Source organism: Solirubrobacter soli DSM 22325, assembly GCF_000423665.1.
In the GTDB taxonomy this organism is placed as follows: Bacteria; Actinomycetota; Thermoleophilia; order Solirubrobacterales; family Solirubrobacteraceae; genus Solirubrobacter; species Solirubrobacter soli.
Genome location: NZ_AUIK01000010.1, coordinates 202,166 through 223,492, shown reverse-complemented (window position 1 = coordinate 223,492; position 21,327 = coordinate 202,166). Strand labels below are relative to the sequence as shown.

Genomic DNA, 21,327 nt, shown 5'->3' with positions numbered 1-21,327 from the left:
ACTCGTGGCGCAAAAGTCGTTGACTTGTGCGTGAGGCGCCGATAAGTTCTGCGCCGCTACGGGGTCCATCGGAGGGGGAGCTGTCGGGATGCGGAAGTCGTTCTTGCCATGGCTGGCGTGCGCCGTGCTGGCCGCCATCGTGGTGCCAGCGTTCGCGTGGGGTCAGCCCGTGCGCGACCCGCAACCGGCGGCCAACGCCGCGTTCGTGGTCGGCGACAACTTCTACAACGACGCGAGCGGATCCGGCGATGACCACTCCGTGACGATCGCGGCGGGGGAGAAGGTCACCTTCACCTACGCGGTCGCCCCGCAGAACAACAGCGTCCACAACGTCGACTTCGACTTCGAGACGCAGCCGACGTCGTGCGTCGAGACGGCGTCGCCCGCGGGCATCCCGATCGAGACCGACGACAAGTCGCCGCTGCCGAACTTCTCCCAGCCGCCCGGCTGGGCCGGCGAGTGCACGTTCAACACGCCGGGGACATACACGTTCTTCTGCGACGCCCACGGCGACGCGATGTCCGGCGAGGTGATCGTGACCGGCACGGCGACGCCGACGCCGACGCCCACCGCGACTCCGACGCCGACTCCGACTCCGACGCCCACGCCGACGGCGACCCCGACGCCCACGCCGACCGCGACGGCCACGCCGACCCCGACCCCGACCGCGACGCCGACCGGCCCGACCATCACCGCGCATGACAACGCGGGCGTGAACTGGTGGCAGGACGCGTCGCAGTCGAGCACGACCGACAACAGCGTCACGGTCAAGGTCGGCGAGCGGGTCACGTTCAACTACCCCTCGGGCGCGAGCGCGCACAACGTCGCGTTCAACAACAACCCGAAGCCGACCACCTGCGTGAAGACCAAGAACTCGCCCTCGGTGCCGATCGCCGACGCCGACACGATCGCGCCGATGCCGGACTTCGCCACGCCGGCCGGCTGGGAGGGCTACTGCCAGTTCGATGCCGCCGGGACATACGCGTTCGTCTGCAGCACGCACCCGGAGATGACCGGCACGGTGATCGTGGAGCCCGTGGCCACACCGACGCCGACGCCCACGCCCACGCCCACGCCGACGCCGACGCCCACGCCGACCCCGACGGCCACGCCGACGCCGACGCCGACGCCGACGCCGACGCCGACGACCACGCCGACGCCCACGCCCACGCCGACCCCGACGGCCACGCCGACGCCGACGCCCACGCCGACGCCGACGCCCACGCCCACGCCGACGCCGACCCCGACGCCCACGCCCACGCCGACCCCGACGGCCACGCCGACGCCGACGCCGACGCCGACGCCCACGGCCACGCCCACGCCCACGCCCACCGCCACGCCGACGCCCACCGCCACGCCCACGCCGAGCCCGACCCCGACGCCCACGTCGACCCCGGTCCCGCCGACGGAGGTCCCGAGCACGCCGACGGCGACCGTGCCGACCCTGCTCGCGCTGACGATCGGCTCGAGCACGGCCAACCTCGGCGCGATCACCCCCGGCGTCGCGCAGACCTACGACGCGAGCGTCCCGGCCGTCGTGACGAGCACCGCCGGCAACGCGACGCTGAGCGTCTCCGATCCGGGTGACGGCTCAGGCCGGCTGAGCAACGGGACGATGAAGTTCGCCTCGCCGCTGCAGGTCAAGGCGACCAACGGCGCCAACCAGACGACCGCGTTCGCGCCGCTCAGCGGCACCCCCGTGACGCTGCTGACCTGGCCGAAGGAGATCTCCAACGACCCGGTGACGATCTCGGTCCGCCAGGCCGTCTCGGCCACCGAGCCGCTGCTCGCGGGCGGCTACGCCAAGACGATCACGTTCACGCTGAGCACGACTCAGCCGTAGCGAACGACGAGGGCTGCGGCGGTCGAACCGCCGCGGCCCTCGAGCCGTATCACGTGGCCGGGGTGAACTCCGCGCTGCGCGGCCCGAAGATCTTCTGGCTTCTGATACCGCGCTGCCCGAAACCGCGGTCGGTGATCACGTAGTAGACCTGCTTCTGACCAGGCTCGATGCCATTCGGCTTCGGCGGCCCGTTCTTGCAGAGCTCGTCCTGGAGCTCGGCGTGCGCCTGCTCCATGCCCTGCAACGGCACCCACTCGAAGCGCAGCAGGTCGCAGACGAAGCGGGTCTCCACGCCCTGGCCCGTCGCGATCGCGTTGGCGTCCTTGGCGAACGTGACCTCGCGCCCCTGGTCCGGCACCTGACCGGCCGTGTTGTCGGCCGTGACGCGGTGGTAGTCGACCGCGGGGTAGTGACCCTTCGCTCTGTAGGCATCGAGCTTCTTGAGGACCGGATCGTCGGCGACCGGGAGGAAGGTGTCGACCGTCATCTTCATGCCGGTCTCGGTCTCGCCACGGACGACCTTGCCCTTCTCGGGCGGCGCCGGCTTGTCGCTGGAACCCCCGCAGCCGGCCAGCAATCCCGCGACCAACGGGACGGCTAGCGCCGTTCTGACCCTCCGTGGATTCATCTTTCTCTCCTCATCGCGCACCCTTTTTTGCGTGTCCCTAGCGTAATCCACGACTTTTGCGAATTCGCGATGCAAAAGCTGTTGACATGAGTACCGGAAGCTGAATAGCATCGGGACGGGGCAGTTCGTCTTCGGAGGAGGGGAGAGTGGGGATGGGAACAGCTGTGGGACGCCGCACGCGTGCGGTGCTTGCAATGGGTGGAGCGTTCGCGCTCACCGCGATGCTCGGGGCTTCGCCGGCGTCGGCTGACGCGGGCAAGGTGCTCGTGTTCACGGGGACGGCCGGCGCAGCGAACGACGCCACCGCACCCGCCGCGGCCGCGATCCAGGCGCTGGGCGCTGCGAACAACTTCACCGTCGACGTCACCAACGACGCGACGAAGATCAGCACGGCGAACCTCGCGGGCTATCGCGCGGTCACGTTCGTCAACTCGGCGGGCGACGCGCTCAACCCGGAGCAGGAAGCCTCGCTGCAGGGCTACGTCCAGGGCGGCGGCGGCTTCGTCGGCATCGGCGAGACGGCCAAGCTCGAGGAGGGCAACGCCTTCTTCGACACGCTCATCGGCCTCACGGGCAACCCGCGCACGACGGCCGCGTCCGCGGTCTCCGCGCAGGACGTCGAGTTCCTCGACCGCGTCCACCCGGCCACGCGCGCCAACCCGCTGCTGTGGAAGGCCCACTCGGACAACTACTACGCCTGGACCGCGAACCCGACGGGTCAGGTCCACACGGTCGCCCGCGTGCGCTTCAACGTGCTGCCCGACGGCACGTCGGTCACCAACGACGCCGTCACCCGCTTCACGGGCACGACCAACACGATCCAGCCGCAGCAGGAGCGCGCGCTGTCGTGGTGCCGTGACGTCCAGCAGGGCCGCTCCTTCTACACCGGCCTCGGCGGGACCGCCGCTTCCTACGGTGACGACGCCGTCAAGAAGCAGCTGCTCGGCGCCATCCAGTGGGCCGCCGGCATGGTCCGCGGCAACTGCAAGGCGACGATCAACTCCAACTACACCGCGACGCGCCTGACGCCGCAGAACCCGGCCGTGCCGAACCCGGCGCCGCCCGGCGACACGCAGGGCCTGAACCCGTTCACGGGCGAGATCGACGGCCTCGCGATGGCCAAGGACGGTCGCGTGTTCTACGCCGGCCGCGCGGTCTGCTTCCAGAACATGCCACAGACCACGAACTGGGACGCGCCGCTGGACAGCCTCGGCCGCCCGACGGTCGGCAAGGGCTGCGGCACGATCCACGTGTGGGATCCGAACGTCGCCGGCTCCGACGACCAGAACGCGGCCAAGGTCGCCAAGGTCGCCGACCTGACGGTCTTCGGCGCCAAGGGCGGCGGCTCGGAGTCGGGCCAGACGTCCAAGGACGAGCAGGGCATCCTCGGCATCGCCCTGGACCCCAACTTCACCAACGGCCGCCCGTACATCTACGTCCAGTACCACCCGTACTTCATGGGTGAGCAGGGCACGTACACGACCGACCCGGCCAAGCAGCTCGGCCCGGGCTTCGACCGCCAGTCGTTCATGGGCGAGCGGCGACTGTCGCGCTTCACCTACGACCCGGCGACCAAGACGCTCGTCGCGGGCTCGGAGAAGGTCATCTTCCACTGGATGACCCAGGTCTACTCCTGCTGCCACCTCGGCGGCTCGATGGACTGGGACTCCAAGGGCAACCTGTACTTCGCCTCCGGCGACAACACGGGCAACACGCCGAACTCCAACAACGGCGGCTACACCAACTCGAGCCCGAACTACACCGTCCCGGTCGACGGCGTGGTCCGCGCCAACCACAACACGACGTCCGGCGGCGGCACGATCTCCTTCGCCGACGCGCGCCAGACCTCGGGCAACACCAACGCCTGGGAAGGCAAGCTGCTGCGCATCCACCCGATGGACAACCCGGGCAACGTCCCCGGTATCGGCACGACGTACACGATCCCGGGCGCCGACGCCCCGAACGGCGGCAACCTGTTCCCCGAGGACAGCCAGGCCGTGAAGGACAAGCTGGCCAAGCCCGAGGTCTTCGCCATGGGCGTGCGCAACCTGTACTCGATCGACATCGACTCCAAGACGGACAAGATCTCCGCCTCGTGGGTCGGCCCCGACCAGGGCACGAACTCCACCACGTGGGGTCCGGCGAAGACCGAGAACGCGACGCAGATCAACAAGGCCGGCAACTACGGCTGGCCCTACTGCCAGGCCGGTAACCGGTTCGACTATCGCGCGAAGCTCCCGTCCACCACGGGCGGCGGCGGCGCGGCGAACCTGACCGACAACGTGCGCGGCACGGTCGGCGGTGGCGCGGACGGCCAGACGGGCGCCTTCTGGGACTGCACGTCGGGCAAGCCGGTCGCCAACGACTCCCCGTACAACACGGGCCTGAAGGACATCCCCGCCCCGAAGCCGGTCAACATCTGGTACGGCCCGCAGGGCGGTTGCTACGACTTCAAGCGCAACGCCAACGGGGTCGCGATCTACAACGCCACGAACACCGCGGCCAACGACGAGAACGCGTTCCGTCGCTGCCCGTTCGCGTTCGGTGGCAGCCAGGCCCCGATGACGGCCGGTACGTACCGCCGTCCGGACAACGCCAAGGCCGGCGCCTGGCCCGCCTACTGGGACGGCCGCTGGTTCCTGTCGGACTTCGCCGGCGGCACGAACATCCGCCACGCGCTGCTCATGGATCCGGCGACGGAGTTCGACGGCGGCGCGCCGGTCTCGGCCGACTCGCTGTACGGCATCGTCCCGACCAGCCTGATGAACAACAACCGCACCATCGACCTCGACTTCGGGGCCGACGGCGCGCTCTACGTGGCCAGCTACTCCGGCTCGAACTTCACGATCTCCAACGCCAACACCGGCGTCTGGCGCTTCGCGTACACCGGCGGCGACGACACTCCGGGTCCCGACCCGCAGTACACCACCGGCAACTCGAGCAAGGTGGCGTTCAACATCGGCAAGTCCGGTGGCGTCTCCTACGAGTGGAGCTTCCCGGACGGGTCCAAGCAGTCGGGCCCGACCGCGACCTACACGTACCTCAAGGGCGGCAAGCAGCAGGCGACCCTGGCGGTCACGTACGCGGACGGCCAGGTCTCGACCAAGACGTTCGACGTCGACGTCCCGACGACCGAGCCGTCCACGGTCACCGCGACGGTCCCGACCGTCCTCGGCCTGACGCTCGGCGCTCCGGCCACGTTCGGCGCGATCGTGCCGGCCGTCGCTAACACGTACACGGCGTCGACCACGGCCAACGTCGTCTCCTCCGCGGGCAACGCGGCGCTGACGGTCGTCGACCCGGGCACGACCGCTCCGGGCCGCCTGGTGCATGCGAACGGGACGTCGTTCCTGCCGCAGGCCCTGAAGGCGCGCGCCACCAACGCCGCCAACCCGAACACGACATACGCGGATGTCTCCGGCAGCCCGCTGACACTGCTCAACTGGGCGGCGCCGATCTCCAACGACGCGGTGACGCTGGGCTTCCAGCAGCCGGTCGCGGCGAACGACGCCCTCCGCGCGGGCCAGTACTCGAAGACCCTGCTCTTCACCCTGGCCACCACCACGCCGTAAAGCAGGTCCCTTACGCCCTTGGCGTAAGGCTCCCAGGTGCCGTATAACCGTCCCCCCATCGCTTGGTCAGCGGTGGGGGGACGGCCTTTTTCGAATGCGTACTTTCACTTCCTTCCCACTCGGGCGGCGTTCGCGCTGGCTGGTGATCGGCACCTGGCTGCTGCTCGCCGTCGCGCTCGCCGGCCTGCAGCCCAAGCTCCAGGCCAAGGCGGCTGACGAGAGCGAGACGTTCCGGGCACGTGGGGCGGAGTCCACGACCGTCCACCACCTGCTCGACGGCCGCTTCCGGGAAGGACCGTGGTCGACCGCGGTGATCGCGTTCCAGGCGACGCGCGGCTCGATCTACGAGCAGAACAGCCTCATCGCGGAGACGATGGACAAGATCTGCGCTTCGCCGACGCTGCCGAACCTCCAGGGCGTCGGCGCCCCCGGCGGCGTGGCGTGCGGCGACATCGGCCACGACCTCGGCCCGGAGAACCCGCCGTCGGCGTTCTCCAACGACTCGCCCGAGACGATGGTGCTCGTCCCGGTGATCAGCCGCAAGGACGACACCGAGTCGGTGTCGCGCGACGTCGCCGCCATCCGCGCGATCGCGCCGAAGCCGACCGCGGAGCCGCTGCGCAGCTTCGTGACGGGCCCCGCGGGCTTCGACGCCGACCGCAGCGCCGCGGTCGAGGGGATCGACGGGACGTTGCTGACGATCACGATGGTGCTCGTCCTCGCCCTGATGCTGCTGACGTATCGCTCGCCGTTGATCGCGGCGCTGATGCTGGGCGTGGTGGCGATCGCCTACCTGATCGCGACGGGTGCTGTCTATGGCCTCGTCGAGGCGGGCGCGACGACGGTCAGCGGCCAGTCGACGGCGATCCTGATCGTGCTGATGTTCGGCGCGGGCACCGACTACTGCCTGCTGATCGTCAGCCGCTTCCGCGACGAGTTGCGCCGCGACGCGGACGTGGACGCCGCGGCGGCACGGGCGACCGCGCGCACCTCGCCGGCGATCCTCGCCTCGGGCGGGATCGTCGTCGCCGCGATGCTCGTGCTCGGCCTCGCCGACTTCAACGCGACGCGCGAGATGGGGCCGATCCTCGCGCTCGGCATCGTCGTGATGATGGCCGTGGGGCTGACGCTGATGCCGGCGCTGCTGGTGGCGTTCGGCCGGCGGGCGTTCTGGCCCGCGATCCCCAAGGTCGAGCCGGAGGCTCCCGCGGTCGGTCCGGGGTGGAAGCGCGTCTCGGAGCTCGTCCGCCGCCACCCGCGTCGGCTCGCGTTCGGCTGCGCCGCACTCCTCGCGCTCGGCGCGCTCGGCAACCTCGAGGGCCGCGACTACCTGGATCTCTCCCAGCAGTACCGCAACGCCCCGGAGTCCGTCCAGGGGCAGGAGCTGATCCTCAAGCGCTTCCCGCCCGGCCGGGTCGCGCCGCTGGACCTCGTCACGTCCGCGCCGGTCGCGCTCCAGGTCCGCGACCAGCTGCGCATCACCAAGGGCATCGCCGACGCCAACACCGACTCCCAGTCCACCGACGGCAACCTGATCTCGACCGAGGTGCTGCTCTCGGTGGACCCGTTCAAACGCTCGACGATGGACATGATCCCGCGGATCCGCGACGTCGCGCGCAAGGCGGGGCAGGGGCAGACGGTGCTGATCGGGGGTGTGACGGCCGAGAACCACGACAACCTGCAGGCGCTGCACCGCGACGCGAAGCTGATCGTGCCGCTGGTCCTGATCCTGATCCTGATCGTGCTGATCGCCCTGCTGCGCTGCGTGGTGGCGCCGCTGTACCTGATCGGCACCGTGATCCTGTCGTTCGCGTTCGCGCTCGGGATCTCCTCGCTGATCTTCACCCACGTCCTCGGGCAGTCCGGATCGGACCCCAACCTGGCGATCTTCTGCTTCATCTTCCTGGTCGCGCTGGGGGTCGACGACAACATCTTCCTGATGACCCGGATCCGCGAGGAGCATCGCCGTGGTCTCAGCACCCGCGAGGCCGTGATCGCCGGCCTGGAGCGGACGGGCGGGGTCATCACCTCGGCCGGCCTGATCCTCGCGGGCACGTTCGCCGCGCTCATGGCGCTCGACCTCGAGGCGCTCTTCCAGGTCGGCTTCACGGTGTCGCTCGGCCTGATCGTCGACGCCTTCCTCGTTCGCACGTTCTTTGTTCCGTCCGTCGCTCTCCTGTTAAATGAGAAGAACTGGTGGCCTGGGCGGTTTGTTTAGTCTCGCAATAAACCCAAAGTCATTGCGGATTGTCTGACAATCCCGTAGGATTCCGGTCGCGTTAATACGTTCAGGAGGGGGACTCCGTTGGGCCGCAGGAGGAGGAGATACCTGCCATGGGTCGTCTGCGCCACGATGGCGGCAGCAGTCGTTCCTGCGCTTGCTCTGGGTCAGGCAGACCCGCCGTCTTCGGCAAGCGTCGTCGTGTCGGATGCGGGTGGCTTCGCGCCCGCGACCGTTGACATCCTCGTCGGCGGGAAGGTGAACTTCGCCTACCCGACCGGCACGGGTCGTTTCAACGTCGTGTGGGACCGCGGCAGCCTCGAGCCGGCGTCGTGCCAGCAGACGGAAGGACCCGTCTGGGGTGATGGGACGACGCTGCCGTGGTGGCTGCAGGCCGCGCCGTGGGCCGGCACCTGCACGTTCACCAGGCCCGGCACGTACACGTACCACTCGGGGGTCGACCCGGACAAGAACAAGGGGACGGTCGTCGTCCACGCCGAGGCGACCCCGACGGCAACCCCGACGGCGACGCCCACCGCGACGCCGACCTCGACGCCCAACACCGCGCGCGTCGAGGCGCACGACTCGGCCAGCCCGCTGCGCAACTGGTTCCAGGACGTCACGGGTGACGCGAACGACAACTCAGTGACGATCAAGGCGGGCGGGACGGTCACGTTCGCCTACCCGGCCGGCGCCAGCGCGCACAACGTCACGTTCCCGAACGCGCCCGAGCCGGCGCTGTGCCCGCAGACCAAGATGGCCAACACGGTCCCGTTCCTGGACCCGGACAACGCGCCGCCGATGCCGGGCTTCGCGCAGGGGATCGGCTGGGAGGGCACCTGCACCTTCGACACGCCGGGCACGTACACGTTCGTCTGCTCGACGCACCCGGCCGAGATGAGCGGCACGGTCATCGTCGAGGCGGGTGGCGAGCCGACTCCGACGCCGACCGCGACCCCGACCGCCACGCCGACGGCGACGCCTACCGCGACGCCGACGACCACGCCGGTCGGCCGCGCCGGGATCGTCGCCCACGACACGACCAGCCCAACGGTCAAGAACTGGTTCCAGGACGCGTCCAGCTCCGACGCGGCCGACAACACCGTCACGGTCAACAAGGGCGCGACCGTCGACTTCAGCTACCCCGCGGGAACGAGCGCGCACAACGTCGTGTTCACCACGGCGCCGACCTCGTGCGTCCAGAAGACCGGCATCGCGATCACCCCCGGCCCGCCGCTGCCCGCGTTCGCGCAGCCGGCGAGCTGGACCGGCGAGTGCACGTTCGACACGCCCGGGGTCTACTCGTTCGTCTGCTCCGCCCACGCGACGGAGATGACCGGATCGATCACGGTCCGCAACGACGACGGTACGGAGCCGACGCCGGTCCCGACCACGTCGCCGACCGCGACGCCGACGGTCACGGCCACGCCCGAGCCGCCGCGCGACACGACGCCGGCGAAGGTGGCGAACATCTGGGCGGCGATCGACGCGCCCGCGGTCAAGACCACGACGGTCGCGCAGTTCCTCAAGGGCAAGCTGAAGGTCGTCGCCCGCTGCGTCTCGGCCGGGTCGGGCACGATGACCCTGACGGTCTCCAAGGCGGTCGCCGATCAGATCGGCCTCAAGGGCACCAAGCTCAGCCAGGCCAAGGCGACCTGCGACGCCAACGGGCGCTTCACGGTCAAGCTGAAACCGAACGACGCCGCCGAGGCGGCGTTGGATGACTGGAGAGGCACGGTCAAGACCACGGCCACGCTCACGCTGGCGGGGCCGATCGGTCAGACGACCGTGACACGGAAGATCAACCTCAAGGGCAAGGGACGCGCGCGATGAGCCTGACCCACGTTCGCCGCGGCCCCAGCCGCGGGTTTCAGGCGTCAGATGGCGCCGAGGTCGTGCGATGAGCGACGGAATCACCCGCCGCGGCGCGCTGACCCGCGGCTTCGGGGGCATCGCCCTGGTCTGTTCCTTCAAGGCCGACCCGCGCAAGGCGACGAACGGCAAGAAGACCTCGGCGTTCGTGCGCTCGGCGTCCTCGACCCCGTTCGACGCCTTCCAGCACGACCTGCCGATCCCGCCGGTGGCCACGCCGACGTCGGCGACCAAGGACCTCGAGCAGTACACGATCACGATGAAGCCGGGAACGGCGGACATCCTGACCGGGCTCGAGACGCCGGTGCTGGGCTACAACGGCCTCTACCCGGGGCCGACGATCAAGGCCACGCGCGGGCGCGAGGTGCAGATCCGCCAGATCAACCAGAGCGGGCGCGACCTGAACGTGCACCTGCACGGCGGGGTGACGGAGCCGCAGTTCGACGGCCACCCGCACGACTTCATCCCGACCGGGACGGAGCGGCTGTACAAGTACCCGAACGTCGCCCGCGCGGCGACGCTCTGGTACCACGACCACGCGCACGGCGAGACGCACCTGACGCTGTTCGCGGGCCTGGCCGGCTTCTACCTGCTGGATGACAAGGACGATGCGCACCTCGACCTGCCGCAGGGCAAGTACGACGTGCCGTTGATGATCCAGGACCGCTCGTTCAACGCCGACGGCTCCTTCCGCTACCGGTTCGACCTCGACCGCGGCTTCCGCGGCGACACGATCCTCGTCAACGGCGCGGTCGCGCCGCGGATGACGGTCGAGCGGCGGATCTACCGGCTGCGGTTCCTCAACGCGTCCAATGCCCGGCCCTACAAGCTCGAGCTGGGCAACGGGCGCAAGATGATCCAGATCGGCTCCGATGGCGGGCTGCTGCCGGGCAAGCCGGTGGCGCGCACGTCGATCCCGATGGAGCCGGCCGAGCGCGTCGACGTGCTGGTCGACTTCCGCCAGTTCGGCGTCGGCTCCAAGGTCGTCCTGCGCAACACGATCGGCGAGTCCTCGACGACCGCGGTGATGCGCTTCGACGTCGTCAAGGGCGGCGCCGAGGAGGCGCGAATCCCGAAGCAGCTCGCCGAGGACGAGGAGCTGCCCGAGGTCAACATGGAGCGCTCGTGGCCGCTGACCTTCGAGGGTCTGGCCGGCGGCGGCTCGGTGTGGCGGATCGCGGGCGGCGGCTTCTCGGAGAACCGGATCGACGCCAAGCCGCGGCAGGGGACGACCGAGCTCTGGACGTGGGTGAACACGTCCGAGCGCACGCACCCGATGCACATGCACGGCTACCACTTCCGGATCGTCTCGATCGACGGGCAACCGCCGCATCCGGGCGACGCGGGCTGGAAGGACACGGTCCCCGTCTACGCGCATCAGACGGTGGTCGTGCGGCCGTACTTCGACTACTACTCGGGCGTCTACGTCTTCCACTGCCACGCCGCCGAGCACGGCGACATGTCGATGATGGGCCAGATGGAGGTGGTCGCGTGATCCGCCGGGTCCTGATCGGCGCGCTCGTCGCGGCCGCCGTCCTCCCGACGGCGTCGGCCTCGGCCGCGGTGACGCGGGCGATCCAGGCGTTCGACACGCCGACGTTCCGCACGCTCTGGACGCCGCGCAACGTGCCCGCGCAGGTGGGGGACACGATCGAGTGGCGCTTCACGCAGCCGGGCAACCCGAACGCGGCGACCCACGACCTGTGGCTCGTCGCCCCCGGCGGCGCGCCGCAGCAGCTGGGCGCGTCCTACCTGGGGCCGAAGGCGACGAAGGTGCTCGACGCGCCCGGGACGTACCAGTTCTACTGCTCGATCCATGGCGGCCTGACCCAGGGCGGCATGAACGGCCAGCTCGTGGTCGGCACGACCGACCCGGGCGCGCCGCTGGACCCGGGCCAGCCCTGGACCGACCCCAACTGGGAGGACCCGGACGCCCCGACCGGCCCGCCGGCGCTGCCCAACACCACGACGCCGCCGACGGTCTTCGAGGAGGGCGACACCACCGCGCCGACCGTCGACCTGCTCTCGGTCAAGGAGACCGAGACGGCGGCCAAGGTCAAGGTCCGCGTCTCCGAGGCGGGGACGCTGACGCTGCGGCTCAAGCGCGGCAAGAAGGTCGTCGCCACCGAGGTCGTGGAGACCAACGCGGGCGAGGTGAGCGCCTCGATCAAGCCGCCGAAGGCCCTGCGCGACAAGCTGCGCCGCTACAAGCTCCAGGTCTGGGCCACCGACATGGCCGAGATCGACTCCGAGATCCACGCCGTCTGGGTGGACATCGGCCCGTAGAGTTCGCGCCTTCGGTGCGCGCGCTCACCTGCCTTTCACTCTGTTCCTCGCACTCGGCGCGCCCGGGTGCGGGGACGGCGAAGTCCGCCGAGCATCACGGCACGCCCGAGCAGCGCCGCGACGCGTGGCTCCTCGGCCTCGAGTCCGGCGACCCGTCGCGCTGCGACCGCTACGTCCCGGGGGCCTGACGTGGCGGTTTGATCCGCAGCAAGGTTGGAGAGGTGTGGTGTATGGCCGACGAGACACGCCCCACGACGACCACCGACTCCGGAATCCCGGCCTCCAGCGACGAGTTCTCGCTGACGGTCGGCCCGCAGGGTCCCACGGTCCTCCATGACCACTACACGGTCCAGAAGATCCAGCACTTCAACCGCGAACGCGTCCCGGAGCGGGTGGTGCACGCCAAGGGCAGCGGCGCGCACGGGTTCTTCGAGGTCACGGGCGACGTCAGCCAGTTCACCAAGGCGGACCTGTTCCAGCCCGGCCGGCGCACGGCGATGTTCGCGCGCTTCTCGACGGTGGCGGGGGAGCAGGGCTTCGCCGACACGGTCCGCGATCCGCGCGGGTTCGCGCTGAAGTTCTACACCGAGCAGGGCAACTACGACCTGGTCGGCAACAACACGCCGGTGTTCTTCGTCCGCGACGCGTCGAAGTTCCAGGACTTCATCCATTCCCAGAAGCGCCTGCCCGACACCGGCATGCGGTCCAACGACATGCAGTGGGACTTCTGGACGCTCTCGCCCGAGAGCGCGCATCAGGTGCTGATCCTGATGTCCGATCGCGGGACGCCGCGCACCTACCGGCACATGCACGGGTTCGGTTCGCACACGTTCAGCTGGATGAACGCCGGCGGCGAGAAGTTCTGGGTCAAGTACCACCTCCTCACCGACCAGGGGATCGAGAACTTCACCCAGTCCGAGGCGGACGCGATGAGCGCCGAGGACCCGGACTTCCACCGCCGCGACCTGCGCCACGCGATCGACTCGGGCGACGCGCCGACGTGGACGATGCACGTCCAGGTGATGCCGTTCGCCGAGGCCGCGGAGTACCGGTTCAACCCGTTCGACCTGACGAAGGTCTGGCCGCACTCCGACTACCCGCTGATCGAGGTGGGCCGGATGACGCTGGACCGCAACCCGGCCAACTTCTTCGCCGAGGTCGAGCAGGCCGGCTTCTCGCCCGCGAACCTCGTGCCGGGGATCGGCCTGAGCCCGGACAAGATGCTGATGGGCCGCATCTTCAGCTACCACGACACCCACCTGCACCGGATCGGCACGAACTACGAGCAGCTGCCGATCAACGCGCCGAAGTCCGAGGTGCACTCCTACAACAAGGACGGGCACATGACCTACCGGCACGCGGGCGCGCAGCCGGTCTATGCCCCCAACTCGCACGGCGGCCCGATGGCCGACCCGGACCTGGGCGCGGACGTCGGCTGGTCGGTCGAGGGCGCCGAGATCGGCCGCTACGCGAATGTCGCGCACGCCGAGGACGACGATTTCTCGCAGCCGCGCACGCTCTACAACGACGTGATGAGCGACCTCGATCGCGATCACCTCGTCGAGAACATCGTCGGCCACGCGAGCGATGACGTGGCGACCTCGACGCAAGAGCGGGTGGTCGCCTACTGGAGCGCCGTCGACGCCGACCTTGGCGCGCGCGTGGCCGCCGGCCTCGGCGTCGCGGCGCGCGAGGGACGGTTCTCGCGCTCGCGCGACGTCGCGAACCGCTAGGAGCCGATCTCGGTCCGGACGTCGAGCAGTTCCGGGAAGAACGTCAGGTCCAGCGCGGCACGGAGGAACCCCACACCGGAGGAGCCGCCGGTGCCGCGCTTGTGGCCGATGATCCGTTCGACGGTCTTCATGTGGCGGAAGCGCCAGAGCTGGAAGGACTCCTCGACGTCGATCAGCTCCTCGCACATCTCGTAGGCCTCCCAGTCGCGCTTGGGGGCGTCGTAGATGGCCTTGAAGACGGGGAGCAGGTCGTCGCGGCGGCGGTGGGGCTCGGAGAAGTCGCGGTCGATGCAGTCGGGCGGGACGGCGTAGTCGCGGCGGGCGAGGTGCCGGAGGAACTCGTCGTAGAGGCTCGGCGCCTCCAGGACGCGCCGCAGGCGCTCGTAGGCGGCCTCGTCGTAGGCGAAGACCTCGAGCATCTCGCGGTTCTTGTTGCCCAGCTGGAACTCGATGATCCGGTACTGGAGCGACTGGAAGCCGCTCGCGGGGCCGAGGACGTCGCGGAACTTCACGTACTCGCTCGGGGTCAGCGTCGAGAGCACGCCCCACTGCTCGAAGAGCTGGCGCTGGATCTGCTTCACGCGCGCGAGCCCCTTCTGCGCGGGGCCGAGGTCGTCGACGGCCAACCGCGCGAGCACCTCGTCGAGCTCGTGGATGATCAGCCGCATCCACAGCTCGCTCGTCTGGTGCTGGATGATGAAGAGCAGCTCGTCGTGGTGCTCGGGGTCGCTCAGCGGGTGCTGGGCGTCGAGCAGCTTCTCGAGGTCGAGATAGCCGGCGTAGGTGAGGCGGCCGCGCAGGTCGCGCGTGACCCCTTCCTCCACGCGACGCCTGTTCTCCGAGGCGCCCGCGATGCCCGAAACCCGCGGTTGGCCCCCTCGCAGCCGTGCGCCGGGCTCGTTCTCGTCGCTACTCAAGCGCTTCCAGCTCCTCGCGCAGGTAGTCCATCAGCACGTCCAGATCGGGCATCTGGTCGCGGTCGGCGACGATCCCGAAGTCCATGTGCCCCATGTAGCTCATCACGGTGATGTTCAACCCCATGCCGTCGGTGATGACCGAGACGGGGTAGTTCGCCTCGAGCCTCGCACCCGCCATGTAGAGCGGGAACTGCGGGCCGGGCACGTTGGAGATCACGAGGTTCCAGGTCGGACGGCCGGGGCGCGAGGTCGAGAAGCCGAACGTGAGCCGCGCGGCGCGCGAGAAGACCGCGGGCGGGATGAAGTTGTTGGCGTCCTGGAGCAGCTCGGCGGGCAGCGCCTTGTGGCGCTCCTTCATGTCCGCCAGCGCCTCGTGGGTCCGGCGCAGCCGCTCGACCGGGTCCGGCTCGTCGGTGAACAGGGGCGCGGCCATCAGCAGGATCCGGTTGCCGTAGGTCCCGAACTGCTCGCCGGTGCGCACGGACACCGGCACCTGGGCGACCAGCGGCGTGTCCGGCAGGTCGTCGTGCTCGATCAGCCAGCGCCGCACCGCGCCCGCGCACACGCTCACGACCACGTCGTTGACCGTCGCCCCGTGGTTGTTCTTGGCCGCCTTGAACTCGCTCAGCGGGAGCTGGCCGAAGACGAAGCGCCGGTGCGGTGAGACACGGCCGTTGAAGATCGTCTTGGGCGCGACCATGTCCGGCCGCTCGACGCCGTCGCGGTTGAGGACACCCGCCACCTTGGACAGCGTGCCCGCCCCCGGGAAGATCCCGAACGGCGTGTCCTCGAGGTTGGGGATCGCCTTCGGCAGCGCCCGCAGCATGCGGACCGGGTAGCGGGGGAGACCGAGCAGCCCGAGCCCGAACATCTGCAGGCCCGTGGGCGGCGGGTCGGCGAGATCGTCGTCGGCCGCCGGCGGCGCCTCGCGTCCCTCCGGCGTCAGGTCGAGCAGCAGCGCCATGATCTCGGCCCCGGACAACCCGTCGATCACCGCGTGGTGGATCTTGGTCAGAACGCACACGAGGCCGGACTCGTGGCCCTCGATCACGTAGAGCTCCCACAACGGCCGGGCGCGATCGAGCGGCCGCGACATGATCCGCGCCACCTGGTCGGCCAGCTGCTCGTCGGTGCCCGGGTGGGCGAGCGCCATCTCGCGGACGTGGTAGCCGAGGTCGATCTCGGCCTCCTCGACCCAGTAGGGGTGGTCGAGCCCGAGCGGCACGGTCGCCAGCCGCCAGCGCAGCGGCGGGAGCTGGGGAGCGCGCTCGGAGAGCAGCAGCTTGACCTGTTCGATCCCGAACTCCCCGCTCAGGGCCGTCGACGCGTCGAGCATGGCGAGGCTGCCCACATGGCCCGTCTGGCGTGAGTTCTCGAGCGCCAGGAACTGCGCGTCGAGGCTGGTCAGTTGCCGCATGCGCGCACACTATCCACAGTCGTGCCATCGTTCGCCGCGTGAGCCCCTCCGCAGGCACCCGTCCAGACGCGGCGATGCTCGTCGACCTCGACGAGCTCTACGCCGCATATCGCCGCGAACCCAGGGGCCCGGTCTCGTTCGGGACCTCCGGCCACCGCGGCACATCGCTCAAGGGCACGTTCACCGAAGCCCACGTCCTGGCCATCAGCGAGGCGATCGCCCGGCATCGAAGGTCGGAGGGGATCACCGGGCCCTTGTTCGTCGCGCGCGACACGCACGCGCTCTCGGAGCCCGCGTTCCACACGGCCATCAGCGTCTTCAGCGCGCACGGGATCGACGTCCGGGTGGACGCCGCGGACGGCTACACGCCGACTCCGGCCCTCAGCCACGCGATCCTCACCCACCCCGGCAGCGACGGGATCGTGCTCACGCCGAGCCACAACCCGCCCGAGGACGGCGGCTACAAGTACAACCCGCCGAGCGGCGGGCCGGCCGGCACCGACATCACCAAGCGCGTCGAGGCGGTCGCCAACGAGCTGTTGGGCACCGCGATCGACACTGCAGACGCACGTACAGCGCCACACGACTACGTGGATGCGTACGTCAAAGATCTTCCGAACGTGATCGACATCGACGCGATCCGGGACGCGGGCGTGCGGATCGGCGCCGACCCGCTGGGCGGCGCGAGCGTCGCCTACTTCCAGGCGATCGCCGACGTCCACGGGCTCGACCTCGAGGTCGTCAACGACGAGGTCGACCCGACGTTCCGCTTCGTCCCGCTCGACCACGACGGCAAGATCCGCATGGACTGCTCCTCGCCGTACGTGATGAGCGGGCTGATCGAGTACAAGGACCGGTTCGACATCGCGGTCGCCTGCGACCCGGACGCCGACCGGCACGGGATCGTCGCGCCCTCCACCGGGCTGCTGAACCCGAATCACTACCTCGCGGTGGCGATCGAGTACCTGTTCGGCGGCGCCCGCGACTGGGGCGACGCGGGGATCGGCAAGACGCTCGTGTCCTCGACGATGATCGACCTCGTGGCCCGCGACCTCGGTCGCCGGCTCGTCGAGGTCCCCGTCGGCTTCAAGTGGTTCGTCGACGGCCTCGTCGACGGCTCGCTCGGCTTCGGCGGCGAGGAGAGCGCCGGCGCGTCCTTCCTGCGCCTCGACGGCAAGCCGTGGTCGACCGACAAGGACGGCATCCTGCTCGCGCTGCTGGCGGCCGAGATCGTCGCCAAGACCGGCAAGGATCCGGGGGAGCGCTACCAGGCACTCACCGCCCGCTTCGGCGCGCCCGCCTACAAGCGGACGGACTCGCCGATCACGCCCGAGCGCAAAGAGAAGCTGCTCAAGCTCGAGCCGTCGGACATCTCCGCGACCGAGGTGGCGGGCGAGCCGATCCAGGCGATCCTGACCACCGCGCCGGGCAACGGGGCGGCGATCGGGGGCGTGAAGGTCGTCACCGCCGACGGCTGGTTCGCCGCCCGGCCCTCCGGCACGGAGGACATCTACAAGCTCTACGCCGAGTCCCTGAAGGGCCCGGAGCACCTCGAGCAGATCATCAACGACGCGCGGGAGATCCTGGCATGAGGAGCCTGAACCACCGCAGTTACGGGATCAGCGGGGCTGATCAGGCATCCCGATTTCGGAGCGTCGCATGAGCCGAGTTCTGACCATGGTCCTCGCGGGCGGCGAGGGCAAGCGCCTCGCGCCGTTGACGGCCGACCGCGCCAAGCCCGCCGTGCCGTTCGGCGGCAACTACCGGCTGATCGACTTCGCGCTCTCGAACCTCGTCAACGCCAACTACCACCAGATCGTGGTGCTGACGCAGTACAAGAGCCATTCGCTCGACCGCCACGTGACCACCACGTGGCGCCTGTCGCCGCTGCTCGGCAACTACGTGACGCCCGTGCCGGCGCAGATGCGGCTCGGGCCGCGCTGGTTCGTCGGCTCGGCGGACGCGATCTACCAGAACTACAACCTGATCGCCGACGAACGGCCGGAGCACATCATCGTCTTCGGCGCCGACCACATCTACCGCATGGACCCGCGCCAGATGGTCGAGCAGCACATCGCGTCCGGCAAGGGCGTGACCGTCGCCGCGCTGCGGGTCCCGATCGACCAGGCGAACCAGTTCGGCGTCATCGAGACCGCCGCCAACGGGCGTGACATCGCCGCGTTCCGGGAGAAGCCATCCGACCCGGTCGGTCTCCCCGACTCCCCGAACGAGGTCTTCGCCTCGATGGGCAACTACGTCTTCTCGACCGAGGCGCTGATCAGCACGGTCTCGGCCGACGCCGCCGACGAGACGTCCAAGCACGACCTCGGCGGCAACATCATCCCCGCGCTGGTCTCCCAGAACGACGCGCAGGTCTACGACTTCTCCTCCAACGAGGTGCCGGGCGCGACCGAGCGCGACAAGGGCTACTGGCGCGACGTCGGCACGCTCGACGCCTACTACGACGCGCACATGGACCTGATCTCGGTCCACCCGATCTTCAACATGTACAACCACGACTGGCCGATCCACACGTGGCCGGGCATCACGCAGCCGGCCAAGTTCGTGTTCGACGAGGAGGGCCGCCGCGGGCACGCGGTCGACTCGATGGTCTGCGCCGGGGTCGTGCTCTCGGGCGGGACCGCGCGCCGCTCGATCCTCTCGCCGCTCGCCCACCTGCACTCGTACTCGCTGGTCGAGGACTCGATCGTCATGCACGAGACCGAGATCGCCCGCAGCGCGGTCGTTCGGAGGGCGATCCTCGACAAGAACGTCTACATCGGGGAGGGCGTGGAGATCGGCGTCGACGCGGAGAAGGACCGCGAGCGCTTCCACGTCTCAGAGGGCGGCATCGTCGTCGTCCCCAAGGGGATGCGGGTGACGGAATGAGTCGTATGACTCGCGCTGCGCGCTCGCATACTTCGGCGGAAACTCGCCTGGCGGCTCGCTTCCGCGGCGCGAACGAGAGTGAGGCGTTGTGCGAATTGCGCTGATGACCCGCGAGTACCCGCCGGAGGTCTACGGCGGGGCGGGCGTGCACGTCGAGTACCTCGCCCGCGAGCTGCGGGCGTTCGAGGACGTCACGGTGCACGCGTGGGGGACGGGTGACGTGCCGCACACGGCGTGGGACGCGCTGTCCGGCGACGCGCCCGAGCTCGCCGCGCTGCGGGCGGTGAGCATCGACCTGACGATGTCCGCGGGCGCGCAGGACGCCGACCTCGCCCACTCGCACACCTGGTACGCGAACTTCGGCGGGCACCTGGCGAAGCTGCTGTGGGGCATCCCGCACGTGGCCACGGTGCACTCGCTCGAGCCGCTGCGGCCCTGGAAGGAGGAGCAGCTCGGCGGCGGCTACCGGCTGTCGAGCTTCTGCGAGCGGACCGCGCTCGAGAACGCCGACGCGGTGATCGCGGTGTCCAACGGCACCAAGCGCGACATCCTCAGCGTCTATCCGAAGATCGACCCGGCGAACGTCCACGTGATCTACAACGGGATCGACACGGCCGAGTACGAGCCGGACCCGGGCACCGAGGTCCTCGCCAAGCACGGCATCGACCCGTCCAAGCCGAGCGTCGTCTTCGTCGGGCGCATCACCCGCCAGAAGGGCGTCACGCACCTGCTCGACGCGGCCCGCCACTTCGATCCCAGCGCCCAGCTGGTGCTGTGCGCGGGCAGCGCCGACACGCCCGAGCTCGGCGCCGAGGTCGAGGCCAAGGTCGACGAGCTGCGCGCGTCGCGCGAGGGCGTGTTCTGGATCGAGCAGATGCTGCCCAAGCCCGAGGTGATCCAGATCCTTAGCCACGCGACCGTCTTCGCGTGCCCGTCGATCTACGAGCCGCTCGGGATCGTCAACCTCGAGGCGATGGCCTGCGAGGCGGCCGTCGTGGCGACCGCGACGGGCGGGATCGTCGAGGTCGTCGTCGACGACGAGACCGGGTTCCTGGTGCCGATCGAGCCCGGCGACGACGGGACCGGCGTGCCGCGCGACCCGGAGCGGTACGCCGCCGACTTCGCCGAGCGGGTGAACACGCTGATCGCCGACCCGGCGAGGGCGAACGCGATGGGGCGCGCGGGGCGCGAGCGGGCGGTGGCGAGCTTCGCCTGGCCGGCGATCGCCGAGCAGACCTCCGAGCTCTACCGCAGCCTCACGCCCGCGGGCGCGGGATCGTGAGCGCGACCAAGCGGGAGACCACGACCGCGATGTAGGCCACGCCCGCGACCTGCTCGATCATGCAGAGGCTGCGGGCGAACGGCTCGACGGGCACGACATCGCTCAGGCCCGTGCTCGAGAGCGTGGTGAAGCTCAGGAAGAGCAGCTCCATCCAGGTCCGCGGGCTGTCCGGGTTGATCGCCGCGATGAAGCTGTGCGGCTCGATCTCCTGCCAGACCGTGTAGACGTGCGCGAAGCCCCACGCGACGAGGGTGAACGTCGCGCCGACCGCGAACAACTCGTCTCGCGTGATCTCGTGGTCGGCGAGCATGTACGCGATCAGCGCGTACGCGGCGTAGAAGTACAGCAGCGCCTCGAGCGCCGACGAGTAGGCGAGAAGCCCCTCGGTGCCGGCGAACGCCTCGATGATCAACAGCACCGTGGCCGGGATCCCGAGCAGCAGCGCGATCCACGTGAACGCCGGCGAGGCCCGCACGGCCAGCACCACCAGACCGAGCGCGACGATCCCGAAGATCGCGAACAGCGCCTGCCCCGTGCCCTGGCCTTCCATGAACGGATAGAGGAGGACGCCGGCCAGCTGGACCGCCAGCAGGACGGCCGACGGTTCCTTGCCGAGGAGTCTCAACACGCGCGGGACCGTATCCGGCGTTCCGGCGGCTAAGGTGCG

Annotated in this window: 15 protein-coding genes; 11 read left to right on the top strand and 4 right to left on the bottom strand. The window is 69.7% G+C overall.

Features of this window, described 5'->3' with window-relative positions; genetic code table 11:
- Positions 1 to 88: 88 nt before the first annotated feature.
- A complete protein-coding gene (locus G569_RS64520; protein ID WP_028063443.1) occupies positions 89 to 1,843 on the top strand; it encodes a plastocyanin/azurin family copper-binding protein in 1,755 nt (584 codons plus the stop codon).
- A gap of 49 nt (positions 1,844 to 1,892) precedes the next feature.
- On the opposite strand, the gene G569_RS0110945 is transcribed toward G569_RS64520, so the two are convergent.
- A complete protein-coding gene (locus G569_RS0110945; RefSeq protein WP_157591954.1) occupies positions 1,893 to 2,471 on the bottom strand; it encodes a hypothetical protein in 579 nt (192 codons plus the stop codon).
- A gap of 194 nt (positions 2,472 to 2,665) precedes the next feature.
- Here G569_RS0110945 and G569_RS47375 point away from each other — a divergent pair, with 194 nt between their 5' ends.
- The 7 genes from G569_RS47375 (at position 2,666) to G569_RS47365 (ending at position 14,155) form a co-directional block, all read left to right on the top strand.
- Entirely contained in the window at positions 2,666 to 6,043 is a 3,378-nt protein-coding gene (locus G569_RS47375; protein WP_053226179.1) for a ThuA domain-containing protein, read from the top strand.
- 94 nt (positions 6,044 to 6,137) lie between these two features.
- The gene (locus G569_RS47370; protein WP_084284675.1) at positions 6,138 to 8,261 is read left to right on the top strand and encodes an MMPL family transporter; all 2,124 of its coding nucleotides are present in this window, start codon (positions 6,138 to 6,140) and stop codon (positions 8,259 to 8,261) included.
- 204 nt (positions 8,262 to 8,465) lie between these two features.
- Positions 8,466 to 10,097 carry a cupredoxin domain-containing protein gene (locus tag G569_RS0110930; RefSeq protein WP_028063441.1) on the top strand — a complete coding sequence of 544 codons (1,632 nt, stop codon included), beginning with the start codon at positions 8,466 to 8,468 and terminating at the stop codon, positions 10,095 to 10,097.
- A gap of 67 nt (positions 10,098 to 10,164) precedes the next feature.
- Positions 10,165 to 11,631: a multicopper oxidase family protein gene (locus G569_RS0110925; protein ID WP_028063440.1), complete on the top strand. Its 1,467-nt coding sequence runs from the start codon at positions 10,165 to 10,167 to the stop codon at positions 11,629 to 11,631.
- Positions 11,628 to 12,422, top strand: a complete 795-nt coding sequence (locus tag G569_RS0110920; protein WP_028063439.1) for a cupredoxin domain-containing protein — start codon at positions 11,628 to 11,630, stop codon at positions 12,420 to 12,422. Before G569_RS0110925 ends, G569_RS0110920 begins: the two co-directional genes overlap by 4 nt.
- A gap of 14 nt (positions 12,423 to 12,436) precedes the next feature.
- Positions 12,437 to 12,610, top strand: coding sequence for a hypothetical protein (locus G569_RS62410; protein WP_157591953.1), 174 nt, complete (start codon positions 12,437 to 12,439; stop codon positions 12,608 to 12,610).
- Positions 12,611 to 12,652: 42 nt separating this feature from the next.
- Positions 12,653 to 14,155, top strand: a complete 1,503-nt coding sequence (locus tag G569_RS47365; protein WP_053226177.1) for a catalase — start codon at positions 12,653 to 12,655, stop codon at positions 14,153 to 14,155.
- Here the strand turns inward: G569_RS47365 and G569_RS0110905 are convergent.
- Together G569_RS0110905 and G569_RS0110900 are read right to left on the bottom strand one after the other, a co-directional pair.
- Entirely contained in the window at positions 14,152 to 14,979 is an 828-nt protein-coding gene (locus G569_RS0110905) for a tryptophan 2,3-dioxygenase (RefSeq protein ID WP_211232952.1), read from the bottom strand. The genes G569_RS47365 and G569_RS0110905 overlap by 4 nt on opposite strands.
- An 85-nt stretch (positions 14,980 to 15,064) precedes the next feature.
- The gene (locus G569_RS0110900) at positions 15,065 to 16,489 is read right to left on the bottom strand and encodes a WS/DGAT/MGAT family O-acyltransferase (RefSeq protein ID WP_028063437.1); all 1,425 of its coding nucleotides are present in this window, start codon (positions 16,487 to 16,489) and stop codon (positions 15,065 to 15,067) included.
- A gap of 74 nt (positions 16,490 to 16,563) precedes the next feature.
- Between G569_RS0110900 and G569_RS0110895 the strand changes: the two genes are divergently transcribed.
- The 3 genes from G569_RS0110895 (at position 16,564) to glgA (ending at position 20,660) form a co-directional block, all read left to right on the top strand.
- Positions 16,564 to 18,081, top strand: coding sequence for a phosphohexomutase domain-containing protein (locus G569_RS0110895; protein ID WP_053226176.1), 1,518 nt, complete (start codon positions 16,564 to 16,566; stop codon positions 18,079 to 18,081).
- Positions 18,082 to 18,148: 67 nt separating this feature from the next.
- The gene (gene glgC, locus G569_RS0110890) at positions 18,149 to 19,378 is read left to right on the top strand and encodes a glucose-1-phosphate adenylyltransferase (protein ID WP_037495855.1); all 1,230 of its coding nucleotides are present in this window, start codon (positions 18,149 to 18,151) and stop codon (positions 19,376 to 19,378) included.
- A gap of 103 nt (positions 19,379 to 19,481) precedes the next feature.
- A complete protein-coding gene (gene glgA / locus G569_RS0110885; RefSeq protein ID WP_037495852.1) occupies positions 19,482 to 20,660 on the top strand; it encodes a glycogen synthase in 1,179 nt (392 codons plus the stop codon).
- On the opposite strand, the gene G569_RS0110880 is transcribed toward glgA, so the two are convergent.
- Positions 20,635 to 21,285 carry an ion channel gene (locus G569_RS0110880; RefSeq protein ID WP_028063434.1) on the bottom strand — a complete coding sequence of 217 codons (651 nt, stop codon included), beginning with the start codon at positions 21,283 to 21,285 and terminating at the stop codon, positions 20,635 to 20,637. The genes glgA and G569_RS0110880 overlap by 26 nt on opposite strands.
- Between the last annotated feature and the right edge of the window lie 42 nt (positions 21,286 to 21,327).